This is a genomic window from Janthinobacterium sp. BCJ23 (assembly GCF_059617945.1).
The window spans coordinates 521670-538912 of sequence record NZ_JCAQAW010000004.1; the positions used below are offsets into that span (position 1 = coordinate 521670).

18 protein-coding genes are annotated in these 17243 nt (G+C 63.0%); 10 read left to right on the forward strand and 8 right to left on the reverse strand.

Annotated elements, in window-relative coordinates; all coding sequences use genetic code 11:
- Positions 1–58: 58 nt before the first annotated feature.
- A complete protein-coding gene (locus tag AC54AG_RS16585) occupies positions 59–1978 on the forward strand; it encodes a methyl-accepting chemotaxis protein (protein WP_496630978.1) in 1920 nt (639 codons plus the stop codon).
- Between the two features lie 7 nt (positions 1979–1985).
- Here AC54AG_RS16585 and AC54AG_RS16590 read toward each other — a convergent pair whose 3' ends face one another.
- Positions 1986–2885 carry a LysR family transcriptional regulator gene (locus AC54AG_RS16590; RefSeq protein ID WP_219328375.1) on the reverse strand — a complete coding sequence of 300 codons (900 nt, stop codon included), beginning with the start codon at positions 2883–2885 and terminating at the stop codon, positions 1986–1988.
- 109 nt (positions 2886–2994) lie between these two features.
- On the opposite strand from AC54AG_RS16590, the gene AC54AG_RS16595 reads away from it, so the two are divergent.
- Positions 2995–3927 (forward strand): DMT family transporter, encoded by a 933-nt coding sequence (locus tag AC54AG_RS16595; protein ID WP_496630979.1) that lies wholly within the window; start codon positions 2995–2997, stop codon positions 3925–3927.
- Positions 3928–3973: 46 nt separating this feature from the next.
- Here the strand turns inward: AC54AG_RS16595 and AC54AG_RS16600 are convergent, their stop codons facing one another.
- On the reverse strand, positions 3974–4852 hold the full coding sequence (locus AC54AG_RS16600) for a serine hydrolase (protein WP_034758101.1): 879 nt from the start codon (positions 4850–4852) through the stop codon (positions 3974–3976).
- 416 nt (positions 4853–5268) lie between these two features.
- Here AC54AG_RS16600 and AC54AG_RS16605 point away from each other — a divergent pair, with 416 nt between their 5' ends.
- Both AC54AG_RS16605 and AC54AG_RS16610 read left to right on the forward strand, forming a co-directional pair.
- Positions 5269–6531, forward strand: coding sequence for a sensor histidine kinase (locus AC54AG_RS16605; protein WP_496630981.1), 1263 nt, complete (start codon positions 5269–5271; stop codon positions 6529–6531).
- Entirely contained in the window at positions 6528–7277 is a 750-nt protein-coding gene (locus tag AC54AG_RS16610) for a LytR/AlgR family response regulator transcription factor (protein ID WP_034757697.1), read from the forward strand. Before AC54AG_RS16605 ends, AC54AG_RS16610 begins: the two co-directional genes overlap by 4 nt.
- A 30-nt stretch (positions 7278–7307) precedes the next feature.
- On the opposite strand, the gene AC54AG_RS16615 is transcribed toward AC54AG_RS16610, so the two are convergent.
- Positions 7308–7526: a TOBE domain-containing protein gene (locus AC54AG_RS16615; protein ID WP_034757699.1), complete on the reverse strand. Its 219-nt coding sequence runs from the start codon at positions 7524–7526 to the stop codon at positions 7308–7310.
- Between the two features lie 173 nt (positions 7527–7699).
- Between AC54AG_RS16615 and AC54AG_RS16620 the strand changes: the two genes are divergently transcribed.
- Entirely contained in the window at positions 7700–8185 is a 486-nt protein-coding gene (locus AC54AG_RS16620; protein ID WP_496630982.1) for a hypothetical protein, read from the forward strand.
- Positions 8186–8197: 12 nt separating this feature from the next.
- Here the strand turns inward: AC54AG_RS16620 and AC54AG_RS16625 are convergent, their stop codons facing one another.
- A complete protein-coding gene (locus tag AC54AG_RS16625; protein WP_338681988.1) occupies positions 8198–9337 on the reverse strand; it encodes a hypothetical protein in 1140 nt (379 codons plus the stop codon).
- Between the two features lie 158 nt (positions 9338–9495).
- Between AC54AG_RS16625 and AC54AG_RS16630 the strand changes: the two genes are divergently transcribed.
- A complete protein-coding gene (locus tag AC54AG_RS16630) occupies positions 9496–10644 on the forward strand; it encodes a helix-turn-helix transcriptional regulator (protein ID WP_496630984.1) in 1149 nt (382 codons plus the stop codon).
- 43 nt (positions 10645–10687) lie between these two features.
- On the opposite strand, the gene AC54AG_RS16635 is transcribed toward AC54AG_RS16630, so the two are convergent.
- Complete coding sequence (locus AC54AG_RS16635) at positions 10688–11743, reverse strand: sulfate ABC transporter substrate-binding protein (protein ID WP_496630985.1); 1056 nt, start codon at positions 11741–11743, stop codon at positions 10688–10690.
- A gap of 301 nt (positions 11744–12044) precedes the next feature.
- Between AC54AG_RS16635 and AC54AG_RS16640 the strand changes: the two genes are divergently transcribed.
- Positions 12045–12575, forward strand: a complete 531-nt coding sequence (locus AC54AG_RS16640; protein WP_034757728.1) for a GNAT family N-acetyltransferase — start codon at positions 12045–12047, stop codon at positions 12573–12575.
- A gap of 65 nt (positions 12576–12640) precedes the next feature.
- Here the strand turns inward: AC54AG_RS16640 and AC54AG_RS16645 are convergent, their stop codons facing one another.
- The gene (locus tag AC54AG_RS16645) at positions 12641–13465 is read right to left on the reverse strand and encodes a class II glutamine amidotransferase (RefSeq protein ID WP_496630986.1); all 825 of its coding nucleotides are present in this window, start codon (positions 13463–13465) and stop codon (positions 12641–12643) included.
- Positions 13466–13697: 232 nt separating this feature from the next.
- Between AC54AG_RS16645 and AC54AG_RS16650 the strand changes: the two genes are divergently transcribed.
- Complete coding sequence (locus AC54AG_RS16650; protein WP_072454570.1) at positions 13698–14534, forward strand: EAL domain-containing protein; 837 nt, start codon at positions 13698–13700, stop codon at positions 14532–14534.
- 100 nt (positions 14535–14634) lie between these two features.
- Positions 14635–15384, forward strand: a complete 750-nt coding sequence (locus AC54AG_RS16655; protein WP_374106846.1) for a YcbK family protein — start codon at positions 14635–14637, stop codon at positions 15382–15384.
- 132 nt (positions 15385–15516) lie between these two features.
- Here the strand turns inward: AC54AG_RS16655 and AC54AG_RS16660 are convergent, their stop codons facing one another.
- Positions 15517–15720 carry a DUF3460 family protein gene (locus tag AC54AG_RS16660; protein WP_070303076.1) on the reverse strand — a complete coding sequence of 68 codons (204 nt, stop codon included), beginning with the start codon at positions 15718–15720 and terminating at the stop codon, positions 15517–15519.
- A gap of 82 nt (positions 15721–15802) precedes the next feature.
- Between AC54AG_RS16660 and AC54AG_RS16665 the strand changes: the two genes are divergently transcribed.
- Positions 15803–16684: a LysR family transcriptional regulator gene (locus AC54AG_RS16665; RefSeq protein WP_496630987.1), complete on the forward strand. Its 882-nt coding sequence runs from the start codon at positions 15803–15805 to the stop codon at positions 16682–16684.
- Here AC54AG_RS16665 and AC54AG_RS16670 read toward each other — a convergent pair.
- Positions 16660–17127 (reverse strand): PACE efflux transporter, encoded by a 468-nt coding sequence (locus AC54AG_RS16670; RefSeq protein WP_070303078.1) that lies wholly within the window; start codon positions 17125–17127, stop codon positions 16660–16662. The two genes, AC54AG_RS16665 and AC54AG_RS16670, sit on opposite strands and share 25 nt — an antisense overlap.
- Positions 17128–17243 lie beyond the last annotated feature (116 nt).

A 17243-nucleotide genomic window follows, 5' to 3' on the forward strand; every position in this document is an offset into this window, starting at 1 on the left:
AGAGAAAGTAGTGCAGAGCACTGTTTCTCGTCACTCAAATCGAAACGAGGAGTCCATCATGTTGTCTTCCCTTCGCACGCGGCTGGTGCTCATCTGCGTGGCCATCGTCGTATTGTCCATGCTCGCCTTGTCGGTCGCCAATTACGTCACCACACGCAGCAGCATGCTGGCGTCGTCGGACCAGCAGATGCAGCAGCTGCTGCAAAGCCAGTCGGCGGTGCTGGCGCAATGGGTCGATGGCAAGAAAAAGGTCATGGCGTCCGTCGTCATGTCGGCCGAGACGCCCGATCCGCTGCGCGCCTTCGAGATCGCGGAAAAGGCTGGCGATTTTGCGGAAGTGTTCATCGGCTACGCGGACAAGCGTTCCGTGTTTACCCATCCGGGCCGCCCGGCCGATTTCGACCCCACGGCGCGCGCCTGGTATACGGACACGGTCAAGGCGGGCGTGCCGATGCTCACGCCGCCGTACGTGGACGCGGCCAGCCACAAGCTCGTGGTGTCGTTCACGGCGCCCGTCGGGCCGAAGGAGGCATTGGTGGGCGTGGCGGGCGCGGACGTGCTGCTCGATACCGTGATTGCCAACGTGGTGGCGATCAAGCCGACGCCGCACAGCTTTGCCTTCCTCGTCGACCAGAGCGGCACCATCATCGCCCACGCGAACAAGGACCTTAGCCTGCAGCCGGTGGCGAAACTCGATGCGTCGCTGTCGGCCGCACAGGTCAACCGGCTGGAAAGCGCGCGCACGAGCGAGGCCGTGCGCCTCAATGACCGCGACGGCAAGCTGTACGTCACGCGCGTGGCCGGCACCGACTGGCTGCTGGCCGTGGTGCTCGACCAGCAGGAAGCCATGCAAGCCTTGCAGACGATGCTGACGACGGCCACCGTCACGGCCGCGCTGCTGACCGGGCTGGCCGCGCTGCTGCTGTCGCTGCTGGTGTTCAAGATGCTCAAGCGCCTGGAACTGGTGCGCGACGCGCTCGACGATATCGCCTCGGGCGAGGGCGACCTGACTCTCCGCCTCGACGCTTCCGGCGTGGACGAACTGGCGCAGATCGCCGGCGCATTCAACCGCTTCATCGACAAGATCGCCGCCGTGCTCGTGAAAATCCGCACGGCCAGCGAATCGGTGAAAGTATCGTCGTCGGAAATCGCCGCCGGCAACCAGGACCTGTCGTCGCGCACGGAGCAGCAAGCGAGTTCGCTGGAAGAGACGGCCGCCTCGATGGAGGAGCTGACCAGCACCGTCAAGCAAAATGCCGACAATGCGCGCCAAGCGAATCAGATGGCGCAATCGGCATCCGGCGTGGCCAGCAAGGGCGGCCAAGTGGTGGCGCAGGTGGTCGATACCATGGCCTCGATCAACGATTCGTCGAAGAAGATTGTCGACATCATCAGCGTCATCGACGGCATTGCCTTCCAGACGAATATCCTCGCGCTCAATGCGGCCGTGGAAGCGGCACGCGCGGGCGAACAGGGACGGGGCTTTGCCGTGGTGGCGACCGAAGTGCGCAGCTTGGCCCAGCGTTCCGCAGGGGCGGCCAAGGAAATCAAGCTGCTGATCGACGATTCGGTGAGCAAGGTCGATTCGGGCGCGCGCCTCGTCGACGAGGCCGGCGCGACGATGCAGGAAATCGTCGACAGCGTGCGCCGCGTCACCGACATCATGGGCGAGATCACGGCCGCCAGCGTCGAGCAAAGTTCGGGCATCGAACAGGTGAACCAGGCGATCGCGCAGATGGACCAGGTGACGCAGCAGAACGCTGCCCTGGTGGAAGAGGCGGCCGCCGCAGCGGAAAGCCTGCAAGACCAGGCCAGTACCCTGGCGCAGGTGGTGGGCGTGTTCAAGCTCGATGAAGGGCAGGCGCCGGCGCCTGTCAAACCGGTGGCGCGGGCAGCCATCGCGCCGCGCATCGCCAGCCGGCCAGCACCGGCGCCCGCCGCCAAGCCGGAACGCAGCGAGGAGTGGGAAACTTTCTAAGTAGCGTTCAAGCGCGCCGTGGCGCCAGGGTCGGCGCCATCTGTTTCGCCACCTCGAAAAAAGCGTTGGTGGCCGGCGTGTTCTGACGCCGGTCGCGCACGGCCAGGCCCACCTTGCGGCTGACGGGGGGATTCAAGGGCAGGGCGACCAGCTCCGGATACTGCTCGCGCAGCCGCTGGGGCAGGGCCAGTTCTGCCACGATGGACAGGCCGTCGCCGCGGCTGACCATGTCGAGGATGGTGATGACCTGGCTGATGCGGTACGGTACCTGCGGCTGCAGGCCCGCGTTGGCGAACAGCGGCTCGATCAGGCAGGCGCAGCCCGCCTCGGACATGATGAACGGCCCTTCGCACAATTGGGCCAGGGTGATGGACGTTTCGCTGGACAGCGCATGGCTGCGCGGCACCAGCGCCATCATCTGGTCTTCCACCAGCGGCGCCGTATCGAAACGTTCGTCGGGCAGCACGACGAAGCCGACATCGACCCGCCGCTCGCGTATCCACTGCACCACTTCATGGTCGGCGCCTTCGTCGATGCGCAGGTCGATGCCCGGATAGCGCAGGCGGAATTGCGCCGTGATGGCCGGCAGCAGATTCAGGGACGACGTCGGGCCGAATGAGCCGATGCGCAGGCTGCCCTGGCGCTGGCCCAGCACGTCGGCCGCTTCCTGGCGCATGGCTTCCGACAAGCCGAGGATTTCGCGCGCGCGCACGAGCAGCTGGCGGCCCACGTCGGTCAGCTCGGCCGAGGCCTGGTGGCGCACGATCAGGTCCACGCCCATCTCCTTTTCCAGCGCCTTCAAGGCGTGCGAGACGGCCGACTGGCTGATGCCCAGCTGCGCGGCGGCGGCGGAAAAGCCGTGCAGTTCAGCCACCAAGGTAAAAATTTCCAGTTGCGTGAAGGTCATGGTGTGGTTTCTTTGATATATGAGTATTCGCTCATTATTTTATGAGTTGATATTAGTATTAATATATATCTGCAGCATCCGCTGCACAAGCGACATCATAGGACTTTCCATGCGCACTACCGCCATACCTTCCGCCGCCTTGCCTGCCGTGCAATCGCCGCTCGTCTACCTGAAACTGATTTTCGTCGCCCTGTTCTGGGGCGGTACCTTTATCGCGGGGCGCGTGCTGGCGCAGCAGATGCCACCCATGACGGCCGCCAGCGGACGCTTCGGCGTGGCCGTGCTGTTGCTCGTCGTGCTGGCGTGGAAGCTGGAAGGGGGCTTGCCGCGCCTGGACCGCAAGCAGCTGATGACGACGGCGGCCCTGGGGCTGACGGGCATCTTTCTGTACAACCTGTGTTTCCTGGCCGCGCTGTCGCGCATGCCGGCGGGGCGCACGGCTTTATTTGTCGCGCTGAACCCCATCGTCACGGCGCTGGCCTCGGCCATGCTGTTCCGCGAACGGCTCGGAACGTTCAAGTGGCTGGGCATCATGCTGGCGTTCTGCGGCACGGCCATCGTCATCACGCGCGGCGACCTTGCCGGCGTGCTGCACGGTAACGGCGGCGGCATCGGCGCCGGTGAAATCTTCATGTTTTGCGGTATTTCCAGCTGGGCCGCCTATACCCTGATCGGCCGGGTCGCGTTGAAGGGCTTGTCGCCGATTGCCGCCACCACGTATGCGTCGATGTGGGGCCTGGCCTTTTTGCTGGTGGGGGCGGCCGTGGAATTCCCGAGCGTGCCATGGCACAGCTTCGGCTGGCAAGTGTGGGCCGCCATCGGCTACCTGGGCGTGTTCGGCACGGTGATCGGCTTCGTCTGGTATTACGAGGGCGTCAAAGCGCTGGGCCCGTCGCGCACGGCCGTGTTCAACAACCTCGTGCCCGTGTTCGGCATAGTGCTGGCGGCGGTGCTGCTGGGCGAGCCGGTGCTCGCCTCGATGCTGGTGGGCGGGGCGGTGACGATTGCCGGCGTCATCATGACCAACCGGCAAGCGAAATAGTTCCGGGGTCAGACCCGTCGGGTCTGACCCCAGCATTCAGCCGTGCTTAGCGGGCACGGCGGCGTTTACTCGGCTTCGCCGGCGCCTTCTTGTGCCGGCTGACCGAGGCGCGCATCACCTTCGGCTCTTCGATGCCGTTCTCGGCCGCCAGCATGCGGCGGATGTTGACGGCGTCCATGGCGCGCACGGAATTGGCGCGCGCGTTGAGCAGGATCATGGTGGCGAACTTGCCGGCCGACTTGATGCGCATGATCAGGCAGCGGCCCGCTTCATTCGTGTAGCCCGTTTTCGACAGGCCGATGTCCCAGCCCTTGGCGCCCACCAGGCGGTTCGTGTTGTGGTATTCCACGTCGCGGCCCTTGATCTGGATGACGTCCTTCGAATCCGTGGTGATGCGGCTGATTTCCGGGTAGCGCGAGGCGGCCACGGCCATCTTGACGAGGTCGGCCGCCGTCGACTGGTTGTTCGGCGACAGGCCCGTCGGCTCTTCGATCACGGTCTGGCGCATGCCCAGGGCCTTGATCTTGGCGTTGACGGCCACGGCAAACGCCGTCGGGCCGCCGGGGAAGGTGCGCGCCAGCGAGGCGGCGGCGCGGTTGTCGGACGACATCAGCGCCAGTTGCAGCACGTCGTGGCGGCTCAGGGTGGCGCCCACGGGCACGCGCGAGGTGCTGTGCTTCAGGGTATCGACGTCCTCGCGGTCGATGCTGATCTCTTCCTCCATGTTCGCCTTGGAGTCGAGCACGACCATGGCTGTCATGAGTTTGGTCAGCGAGGCGATGGGCACCACCACGTTGGAGTTTTTTTCAAGCAAGACTTTGCCTGTACCGTCTTCGACCACCAGTATCGACTGGGAACCGAAGGGCACGGCGATGGCCGCTGTCGAAAGCGTCATCAGCACCGCGGCGAACATTTTTTTGAGCATGGGATTGTATGTGGGGAAGCAGTTTTGGGGCGCCATCGTGGGCGCTGCGCGCAAATCCGGAACGGGGCCGCGCGGGGACGCGGCGTGTATCTCGGAGGCAATATTTGCCAAGCTTAGACAATACCATTAAAGATCAAGCGATGTCTACGGTACAGGCCCGTAACAGGCGGCGTTGCGGCCAATTTGGCAAATAAAAACGGCTATTCTTTCCGTAGTGAAAATTGTTACGCAATTATTGATTTCACCTTGGAAACTTCGTATGATTTGAGCAATATTGATGGCGAGGGCCAGGCAGGCGCCGCGCGCTTCGTCGTTGATGCCTGCCGCTTCGTGCTTCGTCGCCCCGCGCTATGCCCCGTAACAGGGGCGCCGTAGACTGCGTTCATGCCTGAATCACAGACCACGGAGAACGCATCGTGTTAAAAAAATATACGGACTGGTACCGCAGTGTCGATGAGGAATCGCTGCTGGTGCTGAAACACCCCGAGATGGCGGAGCAGGTCCAGGGACGGATGCGCCGCTACATCGCCATGAAGCTGGTCAAGCTGACGCCGATCGAGCGCCAGCAGTTGCACGATTTCCTGCTCAAGTACCGCGGCGCCGGTTTTTACATCGCCGCTTTCAAGCTGATGCTGTTGTTCAGCGCCATCGGCGTCGCACTGCACTTGCTGCTGCCAGCCAAGTTCGAATTGCTCAAGGCCCTGGTCTTCAGCAACGGCCTGGGGTTTGCGCTGGCGTGGGGCCTGGTGGGCGTCTGGTTCAATTACCGCAGTTCCGTGCGCAACAAGCTCAAGAAACTCTTGCTGATCGTGTCGACCTGCGTGGCCGGCGTGGCCGTTGGCGTGCTGATGGCCGGCTTGAGCGATACCGGTTCCATGGACATGGCCTTCGAGCGTTTGCTGCGCGTGGGCGGCACGGCCTTGCTCGTGGCTTGCCTGTTTTACATGGTGCCGCTGGCGATCGTGACCACCTGGCGCAACCGCCAGTACGAAGCGCTGACGGTGCAGCTGCAGCAGGATGCCGAGCGCGATCGTCTGGCGCGCGAACTGAGCGAATCGCAGCTGCGCCTGCTGCGCGCGCAGATCGAGCCGCATTTCCTGTTCAATACCTTGGGCGCGGTGCAACAGCTGGCCGAGCAGGGCGCGCAAGGCGCCGGCAAGGCCGCCGCTTTGACGGCCGACCTGATCGCCTTCCTGCGCGCCAGCCTGGCGGAGATGCGCAGCGAGCAAGTGCCCTTGCAAAGCGAGTTCGACATGGTGGCGGCGTATTTGCGCGTGATGCAGGCACGCATGGGCTCGCGCTTGCGCTATGCGCTGGACTTGCCGGCCGAGTTTGCGCACGCGACGATACCCAGCATGATCTTGCTGACCCTGGCGGAAAACGCCATCAAACACGGTATTGAACCGTCGTTGCGCGGCGGCGAGATCCGCCTGTCGGCGCTGCGGGTGGACGGCATGCTGCGCCTGCGCGTGCAGGATACGGGCATGGGTTTGCCTGCCAGCGGCACCGACAGCGCACAGGGCGGCGGACTGGGCCTGGAAAACGTGCGCAGCCGGCTATTGCTGTCCGATCCGTCCGCCAGCCTGAGCCTGCACGACGACGGCGAGGAGGGCGGCGTGACCGCTGAAATATTGCTACCCATCAAAATTGCATCGAGCCTGAAAGACCCTGCCGCATGAATCCCACCATCCTGATTGCCGAAGACGAACCCCTGATGCGCGAGCGCCTGCAAATGCTGCTGGCGCAAGCCTGGCCCGAAGCGCACGTCGTGCTGGTGGCGGAAAACGGCAACGATGCCTGGGACGGTTTCCTCGAGCATGAGCCGGACGTGGTCTTTCTCGACATCCGCATGCCGGGCCTGTCGGGCCTGGAAGTGGCCGAGCGCATCGGCAAGCGCGCCCATGTGGTGTTCGTCACGGCGTACGACCAGTACGCCGTCGACGCGTTCGACGCGGGCGCCGTCGACTACCTGCTCAAACCCGTGCAGGCCGAGCGGCTGCAGCGGGCGCTGGCCCGGCTGCGCGACAAGCTCGGCGCCCAGCCTGCCGACATGGCCAATTTACTGCAGTCGCTGCGTGCGGCCTTGCCGGCGCCGCCGCGCGACAAGTTGAAATGGATCAAGGCCAGCGTGGGCAAGCAGATCCGCCTGATCGACATCGACGACGTGCTGTTCTTCCAGGCCGACACCAAGTACACGCGCGTCGTGCTGGCCGGTTCGGAAGCGCTGGTGCGCACGCCATTGAAGGATTTGCTGGGCGGCCTCGATCCGGAACAGTTCTGGCAAATCCACCGCGGCACCATGGTCAACGTGAAAGCCATCGAGGCGGCTGAACGCATCGATGCCGAGCGCATGCAGGTGCTGGTGCGCGGCAGCACGGAAAAGCTGCCCGTCAGCCGCACGTTTACGTATCTGTTCCGCGATTAGCGACTAGCTGGCAAGGCAAACGCCGGGCGCTTACTGGATCTTGGCGATCGACACTTCCGTCGATTTGACCAGCGCGATGACTTCGCTGCCCACCTTCAAGTCCAGGTCCTTGATCGAGCGCGAGGTGATCACCGACGTGACGATGCCGTGCGGCGTTTCCACGTCCACTTCCGAGACCACGGGGCCAAAGATGATTTCCTTGATCTTGCCGCGAAACTGGTTGCGTACATTCACTTCCGAGATAGCCATGATATTTCCTTTGTGCCCGTAATACGCCATGCGGCGCGACAAGGCCAGAGTACGGCCAGCGCACGCTTTTGACCACGAATCGATGCGCATATCGATATGCGCAAAGCGTGCGCCAGCGCTGACGCAAGCACATTATTCGCCTATACTTGGCTGCAACATTCCGGAGGTTTGCCATGCGTCCATTGCCCTTGCTGCTGCTGTTGCCCTCATTTGCCGCGCTGGCGCAACCGGTCGCGGCGCTGCAGCCGATGGCCTTCCTGGCGGGCCATTGCTGGAAGGGCGAGTTCTCTGGTGGCAAGCAAACGGATGAGCACTGTTTCCAGTGGCTGTACGGCGGGCAGATGCTGCGCGACGTGCACACGGTGCACAGCCCCGGCAAGCCCGACTACGTGGGCGAAACCACGTATTACCACGATCCCTCCGCAAACAAGGTCGCCTTCCTGTATCTGGAAAACAGCGGCGGCCATAGCCGCGGCACGATGCAGCCGGTGGACGGCGGGCTCGACTTTCCCGCCACCGACTACGTGGGCGCCAAGGGCAAGACCTTGACCTACCGCGTGCGCTGGACAACATCGGGCGATGCCTATGAGGCGGCCAGCGAGATGCTGCTGGACGGGCGCTGGGTGCCGCAGTTCAAGCTGCTGCTGAAGAAGCAGTAAGGCTGGTTTCCCTTATTCCAGTTCCGGCTTGGCCTGCGTGGCATCCCTGGGCCCAGGCATGGTGTGGCTGTATGGATGAGCAGTACCCGGGAGCAAATCCGCCGCCAGTACCGACTTGCATTGGTCCATGACTTCCTTGTAGTGCTGCCACATTTCCACATACTTCTTCGGATGATTGATAAAGGTGATGCACATATCGGTCAAGTGCCCCTTGTTCAAGATCATCTTGACGATGTCGGTACTGGCCCTGGCAAGGTGTTCTGCCGTTCCTGCATTGATGGTGCTGGTACCGGGCTGGCTTTGCGCCAGCTTGTCGGCCAGTTCCTCTTCGAGCGCGACACGCTCGGCCTGTGCTTGCGCCAGCCCCGCGTTCGCCTCCACCTGTCCGGCCTTGCCGTCCGTGGCGCTGGCGGAACTTGCACCTTCCTGGGCTGTCTTAAGCATGACGACTTCCTTGCCCGTAGTGGCCAGGGCCGTTGGCTTGACTTGAACGGCGGCATCGGCATCGGCATTGGCTTGCAGGGCTTGTTCTTTTTTGATGGCAAGATCCAGTTTCGCTTGCGTTGCCAAGGCATCCTGGGACGCCTTGAGGCGCCGTTGTGCCTCTGCGGTTATGTCGGTATGGTCTGCCAGCACCGGCTGGCGCGCCACCACGGCGCCAGTCAGTTGCTCGATGGCCAGGATACCCAGGGTCAGGTCTTGCGAACGCTCCATGAGCAGCATGACGTCAGCATCGTTGAGCCATTTGTTTTGCGCGTATTCGCAGATATTGAACAGTTGCTGGCGCATCAGGGTGATGCTTTGGGAGTGCAGGCCCACGCTGGCGGCATTGGCGCGCAGGGCATTCGAGACGGCGGCGCTGTCGGGGCCGGCGCTAAGGGTGCCACCGAAGGAGGAGGCATACGATTGCAGGGCATCGGGTGTCGGCTCGGCACAGGCTTTGCCGTCTTTGGTGACATGAATCACGCGCTGGGCCGCGTCGAGGTGGACGGCCATGCCATCGCCTGGCAAGTCGGTCGTGCGGTGGATGGTGTGCAGGTTGGCGCAGGCCGATAGCGCCAGCAGGAGGGACGCGCTCGCGGCCATGCGCAAGGGCTTGTTGCCTGCATGGATCAACTGGAGAGTGTGGCGACCGGTATCGATTGAAGGCATGATGCTACTCCTTGATGAGGACGAGGTTAGGGAGAACACTGGCGATGGCATGCGCATGGCGGCAGCCGTCGATGCCATGGTGCGTGCCGGCCCGTTGCCACGCATCCTTCAAGTGAAGGATGCGGTACTGGTTTGCCGTTTTTTTTACAGGTAGGGCAATGATGGACAAGGAAGGCGCGGATCCCGTTATCGCCGCCTTTTACCGGGCGGCATTGGAACCGTTGCAGTGGAGCGTGGCCATGCGCGCGTTCGCCCGGCTGGCGGGCGGCGATGTGGCCTGCTGTTTCCTGAAAGCGGAAACGGGCGCGGTACCGTCGCGCGGCTATGTGACCGGGCTGGACCAAAGCGCCTGGGAGGACGGCTACCGGCGCTACTACCATGCGCTTGATCCCGGCTATGCGGTGCTCACGCGCGGGCCGCCCGGGCGCATGCATCTGATGCAGGATTATTTCAGCGAGCAGGCCGTGGCGCGCAGCGAGTATTTCCAGGATTTCTATTTGCGCGCGGGCGTGCGCTATTCGTGCAGCGGCGTCGTGCGCGACAACGGCGCGCTCACCATCCTGTCCGCGCACCGCGCCGCGGGCCAGGGTCCGTATGACGGGAACACGCGCGGCCAGCTGCAGCGCGTGCTTGACCATCTGCCGAATGTTTTTTGCCTGCGCGATACGGCGCAGCAAGCCCAGGCGCATGGCGCGCTGGCCTGGGAGGCGCTCGATGCCTTGCCGCGCGCCATCTTGCTATCCGATGCCTGCCTGCGGCTGGTTTTCATGAACCTGGCGGCGCAGCGCTTGCTGGCCGCGACGTCACCGCTCGCCTCCGTGATCACCTTGCATGGCGGTAAGGTGGCTGTGCGCGTGAGCCAGCTGCAACAGCAACTGGCGCAGCGGGTGCGGCAGGCTTGCGTCGGACTGGCGTGCCACCGTCCCGCTCCCTTGTATGCGAGTGACGCAGACGGCCGGCCGGCGCTGGAAATCGGCATCCTGCCGCTTCCCGTGCGTATCGGCCCGGCAGACGGGGAGGGCGCCAGCCTGGCCATGCTGTCCTTGCGGCCACTGTTCAGGAGCGGGCGGCGGCATTGGCCCGGCGCGGCCGAGCGGCCATGCGGCTTGACGGGCGCGGAGTGGTCGCTGGCGCTGGCCCTGGCCGACGGCATGGAGCCAGCCGAGTACGCGCAGCGCCAGGGCGTGTGCATTAGTACCGTACGCAGCCAGATCCAGGCCATCCTGGCCAAGACAGGCACGCACCGCAGCAGCGAGATCGCCAGCCTGTTCAGCGCGTTAGAGTGGCATGCTGGCGCGCAGCCATAAAAAAACCGGGACATGTCCCGGTTTTGTGCTGGTTCGGCGAAGATTACTTCTGATAAATCTTGTCGAACTCGCCGCCATCGTCAAAGTGTTTCTTTTGCGCTTGTTTCCAGCCGCCAAACACGTCATCGATGGTGAACAGCGTGATCGGCTTGAAGCTGGCCGCGTATTTCTTGGCGACTGCGGCCGAACGGGGGCGCAGATAGTGCTTGGCGACCAGTTCCTGGCCGGCTTCCGAATACAGGTATTGCAGGTAGGCCGTGGCTTCCTTGCGGATGCCGCGGCGGTCGACGACCTTGTCGACGACGGCCACCGGCGACTCTGCCAGGATGGAGATGCTTGGATACACCACTTCGAAGTTGTCGCCGAATTCGGCGCGCACCAGTTGTACTTCATTTTCAAACGTCACCAGCACGTCGCCGATTTCACGCTGCGTGAAGGTGGTCGTGGCGCCACGGCCGCCGCCGTCCAGCACGGGTACGTTCTTGAACAGCTTGGTAACGAGGTCGCGCGCCTGCACTTCGCTGCCGCCTTTTTTCACGGCATAGCCCCATGCCGCCAGGTAGGTGTAGCGGCCATTGCCCGAGGTTTTCGGGTTCGGCACGATGACCTTGATGCCGGGCTTGGCCAGGTCGTCCCAATCCTTGATGCGTTTCGGGTTGCCTTTGCGCACCAGGTACACCATGGTCGAATAAAACGGCGCCGCATTGTTGGGGAATTTCTTGGCCCAGTCGGCCACCACGAGGCCGCGGTCGACGAGGATATCGATGTCATTGGCCTGGTTCATGGTCACGACGGACGCTTCCAGGCCATCGGCGACGGAGCGCGCCTGCTTGCTCGAGCCGCCGTGCGATTGCTTGATGGTGATGGTTTCACCCGTTTTGGCTTTCCAGTCAGCAATAAATGCGGGATTCACATCCTTGAACAGTTCGCGCATCACGTCGTACGAGGCGTTCAGCAAGACCACGGGTTCGGCGGCGCTGGCCGCCATGGGCAGGCTCATGGCGGCAGCGGAAGCGGCCAGGGCGCTGGCCAGGAACCAGCGGCGCGAGCGTTGGGTGAGCGTCGCTGCGGTGGTCGATACGGCGTTGGAATGGGTCATGTTGAACTCTTGTTGTGATAATAGATAGACATAGTCTAAAATTCCGGCCGGAAAAGAAACGAATTTTTCGTAATATGCTTAGATTTGATTCCCGTTTACGCTAAAAAACAGATATCGATTTTTGGAAACATTCGTGGGCAAGGCGCGCACCAGCACTTAGTCTGCAGGCATGGCGCCATAGGCAAAACCGGTCTGTGGCGTGCGGCAAAAAACCCGATTTCGCCGCTTGGTGTATAGTCGAATCGCACGATACAGGGGTAAAACCGCCTGCATTGGCAACTGGAATATTTTGTGAGCGTACATGAGTCTTGAAATTCGTATTGCAACATCGACCGACGCTTTCGAGGCGTGCAACGTATTACGACGCTCCATCGTCGAATGCTGTAGCCTCGATCATCGGGACGATCCGGCCATCCTGGAAGCCTGGCTGGGCAATAAAACACCGCAGATGGTGGCGTGCTGGTTTGCGTCGCCCACCAATTTTTCGCTGGTCGCAGTCGAGGCGGGCGCCGTGGTCGGCGTCGGCTTGCTGACGCGCGCCGGCAAGCTGGCCCTGTGCTACCTGCTGCCCGAGGCGCAAGGCCGCGGCGCGGGCAAGGCGCTGGTGGAGCAGCTGGAAGCGCAGGCGCGCGAGTGGGGCATCAAGGCCCTGCAGCTGCACAGCACGGCCAGCAGCCAGGCCTTTTTCGTCAAGCGTGGCTATGTCGAGGCGGGCAATGTGCGTTCGCCATATGGCGTGGAAACGATTTTTTGCTGGAAACAGATTGATCCCGCAGGCATTGCCAGTGGCGACCCCAAGCGCAAGCGCTTTTGCAACTGCAATTCGGCCTGACGGCTAGCTTGTCCTTCAGCCCGCCCATCCGGCGGCGGGCCTTTCCTTCCTTTGAATAGTTCCCCTCAATAACTGATCTGGATATACACGCCTGGTTGCATGCCTTGTTGCGCGCGATCGTTTGCCGGTAGCAAGGTGCCGCCGGCAAACAGTTTCAGTTCGCCGGGCGCGAAGGCCAGCCAGTCCTCGTTTTGCGTCAGCGGATGCGTGGCGATGACGGCGATGCGGTCGTCCAGATGGTTGTGCTGGCGAAAGTCGATGCTGCGCTCGCAGTCGATCAGTTGCGCTACGGAAAACGGGTATTCGCGTATCACATAGTGCAGATGCGTGGAGCAGTGGGCAAACAGCAGCTCGCCGTCCGACAGGATGAAATTGAAGCTGCCGTGCGCGGCGATGTCCGTGGCGACCTCGGCGATGGCGGTGCGCAAGTCGGTGCGCGCGGGTTCTCCAGCGGGAAAGCGCGTGCGCAGGCTGGCCAGCAAATGGCAAAACGCCTGCTCGCTATCCGTGTCGCCGCTGGCGCGGTAGTGCGCATTGGCGGGCGCGCGCCACGTTTTCAAGTCGCCATTGTGGGCAAATGACCAGGTCTTGCCCCACAGTTCGCGGGCGAACGGGTGGGTGTTTTCCGGCGCGATGCGGCCTTGCGTAGCCTTGCGGATGTGCGCGACGATATTTTTCGCTTTCACGGGATGCTGCTGTACCTGGGCCGCCAGCGGCGAATCGATGGCGGCCAGGTGATCCGTCAGCAGGGTGCAGCCGCTACTGGAATGATAGGCGATGCCCCAGCCGTCGCGGTGCTCGTCCGTGCGTCCGCCCCGCTCGGCAAAGCCGGCAAAGGAAAATCCCAGCGCGGCCGGTTTGCTGCTGTTCATTGCGAGTAACTGGCACATGGCGGCCCTTCCTGATGGTATCGGTACATGTCCACAGTAAAGGCGGGCGCCGGGGGCGGGAACGAATGTTTCCGACTATCGTTATGCGCTGGCCGTCGCAATCCTTATGTGCTCGGCGCATATCAAATGGCGAAACCATTCGTTCTCCTTTGCTTGGCGCTGCCTTACTCTGCACACTTTGGCGCCGTCTTCCCCATGAGGGCAGCTGGCGCAGCCCGATGAAGGAGCACGTATGCCATTTCCCGTCCTGAAAAATTACCTGGCCCGCCTGTCGCACCAAACCCAGGCCGGCACCAGCGTCTGGCTCGACGGGGAGGGCAGGGCGCTGGGGCGCTTTTTCAATTGCACCATGACGAGCGCCTTCCAGCCGCTGCGCGAACTGGACAGCGGCAAGCTGGTGGCGTTCGAAGGGCTGGCGCGCAGCGTGTCGAAGGCGGACGAGGGCTTGTCGCTGTGGCGCTTGCTCGACCACGCAGCCAGCGACGATGAATCCGTGGAGCTGGACCGGTTGTGCCGCATGCTGCACGCGATCAATTTCTTTCGCCAGGGCGAAGCGGAGCAGTCGGACCTGTACCTGAACGTGCATGACCGCCTGCTGAGCGCCGTCAGCAGCAATCACGGCCACGCCTTCCAGCGCATCCTCGACGCGCTGGGCTTGCCCATCGAGCGCATCGTGCTGCAATTGCCGACGGTCACGACTAACCAGGGCTGGCTGCTCAATTACGTGGCCGACAATTACCGGCGCAACGGTTTCCGCCTGGCCATCAATGTGGCCAGCGTGCAGGAGGCGACCGGCATGCTGGAGCGCTTGCACCCGCATGCGTTCAAGCTCGACGCGGGCAATCTCAGCGACGAGCAGGCCGTCGCCAGCTTCGTCACTCTGTGCCATGCGGCGAAGATCCGCGTCATTTTCAAGCGCCTCGACACGCCGCCGGCGCTGGCCGCGCTGCAGCGCATTGGCGTCGCCACAGGCTTGCCCATCGTGACCCAGGGTTATCTGCTCGACAAGCCTTTGACGGCGCTGGCGCAGGCGAAAGGAGGCGTCGCGTCCGTCGCGGCCGCCGTATAGGGCACCCAATACTGAAATGAGGGCGACACGATAGGCAATGGAGGGTTTTTCTTCGCAGCACAATACGCTATAGTATTCCCATCGTTAAATTGGACTGACTATGGCATCGCGCAGAAATTTTCTACATCACGGTATGGGCCTGGCCGCGCTGGGCCTGGTAGCCACTCCTCTCATCGGCTGCGCCTCGCGCACGGCCGCTCCGGCCTCGGCTTCGGCCAGCGCCAAGCCGCGCGCACCGCGCACGGCCGTGCCGCCGCAGCCGACGCAACTGGCCAGCGTCGACCGCTCGATCACGTCGCAGTCGCGCCAGGCCATCACCGAGATGGAACCGCCGCCCGACATCTTCGACGCGCAGGCGCTGGACCTGGAATTCTGGCTCAAGCCCCGCACCCTGGAAGTGGTGCGCCCGGCCAGCAATGAAAAGGCGAAATTGCTGTACTGGAAAGATGGCGAAGTCATCGATTCGGCTTACCAGGAACTGTGCCACTTGCTGCGCGACGTGAACGGCAAGAAGACGGCGCCGATCGACCCGAAACTGCTGGAAACCCTGTGGGGCACGCAAGCCTTCGTGGCCCGTTACGGCATCGAGCAGCCACTGGAGATCCTGTCGGGCTACCGCACGGCCGAGTCGAACAGCCGCCTGCGCGAAGCGGGCGTGCCGGCCGCGCGCCAGTCGCTGCACATCTCGGGCCGCGCCGCCGACATCCGCGTGGCGAATCTGAACGCGGAAGTGCTCGGTTCGCTCGTGCGCAGCTTCAAGCAGGGCGGCGTGGGCTTCTATTACCGCAACGGCCCGCGTGGCGGCTGGATCCATGCGGATACGGGCCTCCAGCGCGTCTGGAAAGGTTAAACGAAAGATTAAACACCTGACAAAACCGTCGCGAGCGGTAGTGATTTGTGGCCGAGACGCGCAGCCGTACGAAGGTACGGCGAGCATCGCAGGCCGCAAGGCGCACCGCGCAGTAGGTTTGGTCAGGCGTTTTTAGTCGTAGTGGTAGGGCGGCTCCGGCACGCTGTCGGCGTGGATCAGCTCCAGTTCGCGCAGCTTGGCCGGGCGCTCCCACCAGATGCGCCAGCCGCGCCGCTGGTTTTCCAGTACTTCCGGGTGCGTCTGCAGATAGCCGTCGATAAAGCGGGTAAAGTCCGAGACATAGCCGCTGCGGCGGTACGGTAGTCGATGGCGCATGCGCGTCCTCCCATGGTTTTTCCTTTTGACCGCCCTGGCGCGCAAAAGTGCCGCACTTTCCACCGCACTTTCCATATTCCCCATGAAACTCTCCAGCCATAACATCGAACTGTTCCTGGCCGTCGTCGATGGCGGTTCGTTCTCGGCCGCCGCGCGCGCCTTGCGGCGGGCGCCATCGGCTGTCAGCATGGCGATGGCCAATATCGAGGCGGAACTGGGTATCGCCTTATTCGACCGGGGCGCGCGCGAAGCCGTGCCCACGCCGGCCGCCATGGCGCTGCTTCCCCACGCGCGCCTGATTGCCGAGCAGTTGAAGCAGTTGCACCTGCACGTGCAGGAATTGTCGCAGGGATTGGAAAGCCGCATTTCGCTGGGCATCGCGGCCGAGCTCGACCACGCGCCCTTCCTGGCCGCCGTGCGCGCGCTGTCGCAGCGCCATCCGCTGCTCGACATCGAAGTGCTGACGGCGCCGCAGGACGATGTGCTCGACATGCTGCACCGGGGCCGCATCAGCGCCTGCATGGCTTTTGCTGGCGGGCGCATCAATCACGAAGAACAGTTTCAGTTGGTGGGCAGCGATGCCTTGCTGGCGATTATCTCCACCCAGCATCCGCCCGACGCGGCGGGCCGGCCCCTGTATATCGAGGAATTGGTGAATTTGCGCCAGATCATCGTGGCCAGCCGCGAACTCGACCTGGCCGACGCGCGCCCCGTGGTGGGACTGTCCTACTGGCGCACGGACAGCTTGCCGATGGCGCTGGCGATGGTGGAAGCGGGACTGGGATGGGGTAATTTTGCCGCCTCGGCCATCCAGGATTCGCTGGCGGCAGGGCGGGTGCGCTGCGTGGCATTCAAGAATACGGGCAATGGCCTCGTCGTGCCGATCCACCTCGTGTGGATGAAGGACCGGCCGCTGGGCATGGCGGCGCGGTCCTTTCTTCAGTTGCTCAGCGAAGCGGCCTGAATGTCGGCCGGCTCTTCCTTCGGCTGCTGCGCCGACAGGGGCACGCCAAATAGGCCGTCGAAGAAGTAGTTGAAGATGAAGCTGTAGCACGGGATGATCAGCATCAGCGCGAAATCGAGCACGAACGCTTGCCACAGGCTGATGTCGAGCCACCAGGCGATCAGCGGGATCAAATAGATGACGAGCGTGATCTGGAAGCCGATCGCGTGCAGGATGCGGCGCCAGACGGTGCGCGTGCGCGACACTTGCCGGATTTCCCAGTATTCGAACGCCGTGTTGTAGAGCAGGTTCCAGATCACGGCGATGGTGGTGATCATGATCGCCAGCGGTCCCGTGCTGGTGGGCGATTCGCCCGAAAGCAGGGTCAGCCAGGCCGTAGAAATGGCCATGCCGATGATTTCAAAGGCGGTGACGTAGACGATTTTGCGTTTGATGCCTTGCATGTAAAGCCTGTAAAGAAGAGATGGCGGACATTTTAAGTCAGGTGTGCTGATGTTTGAAGTCGATAGCTGTCAGTTTTTCTGATGGATTGAGCAGGGTAATACCATGCGCACCGCGA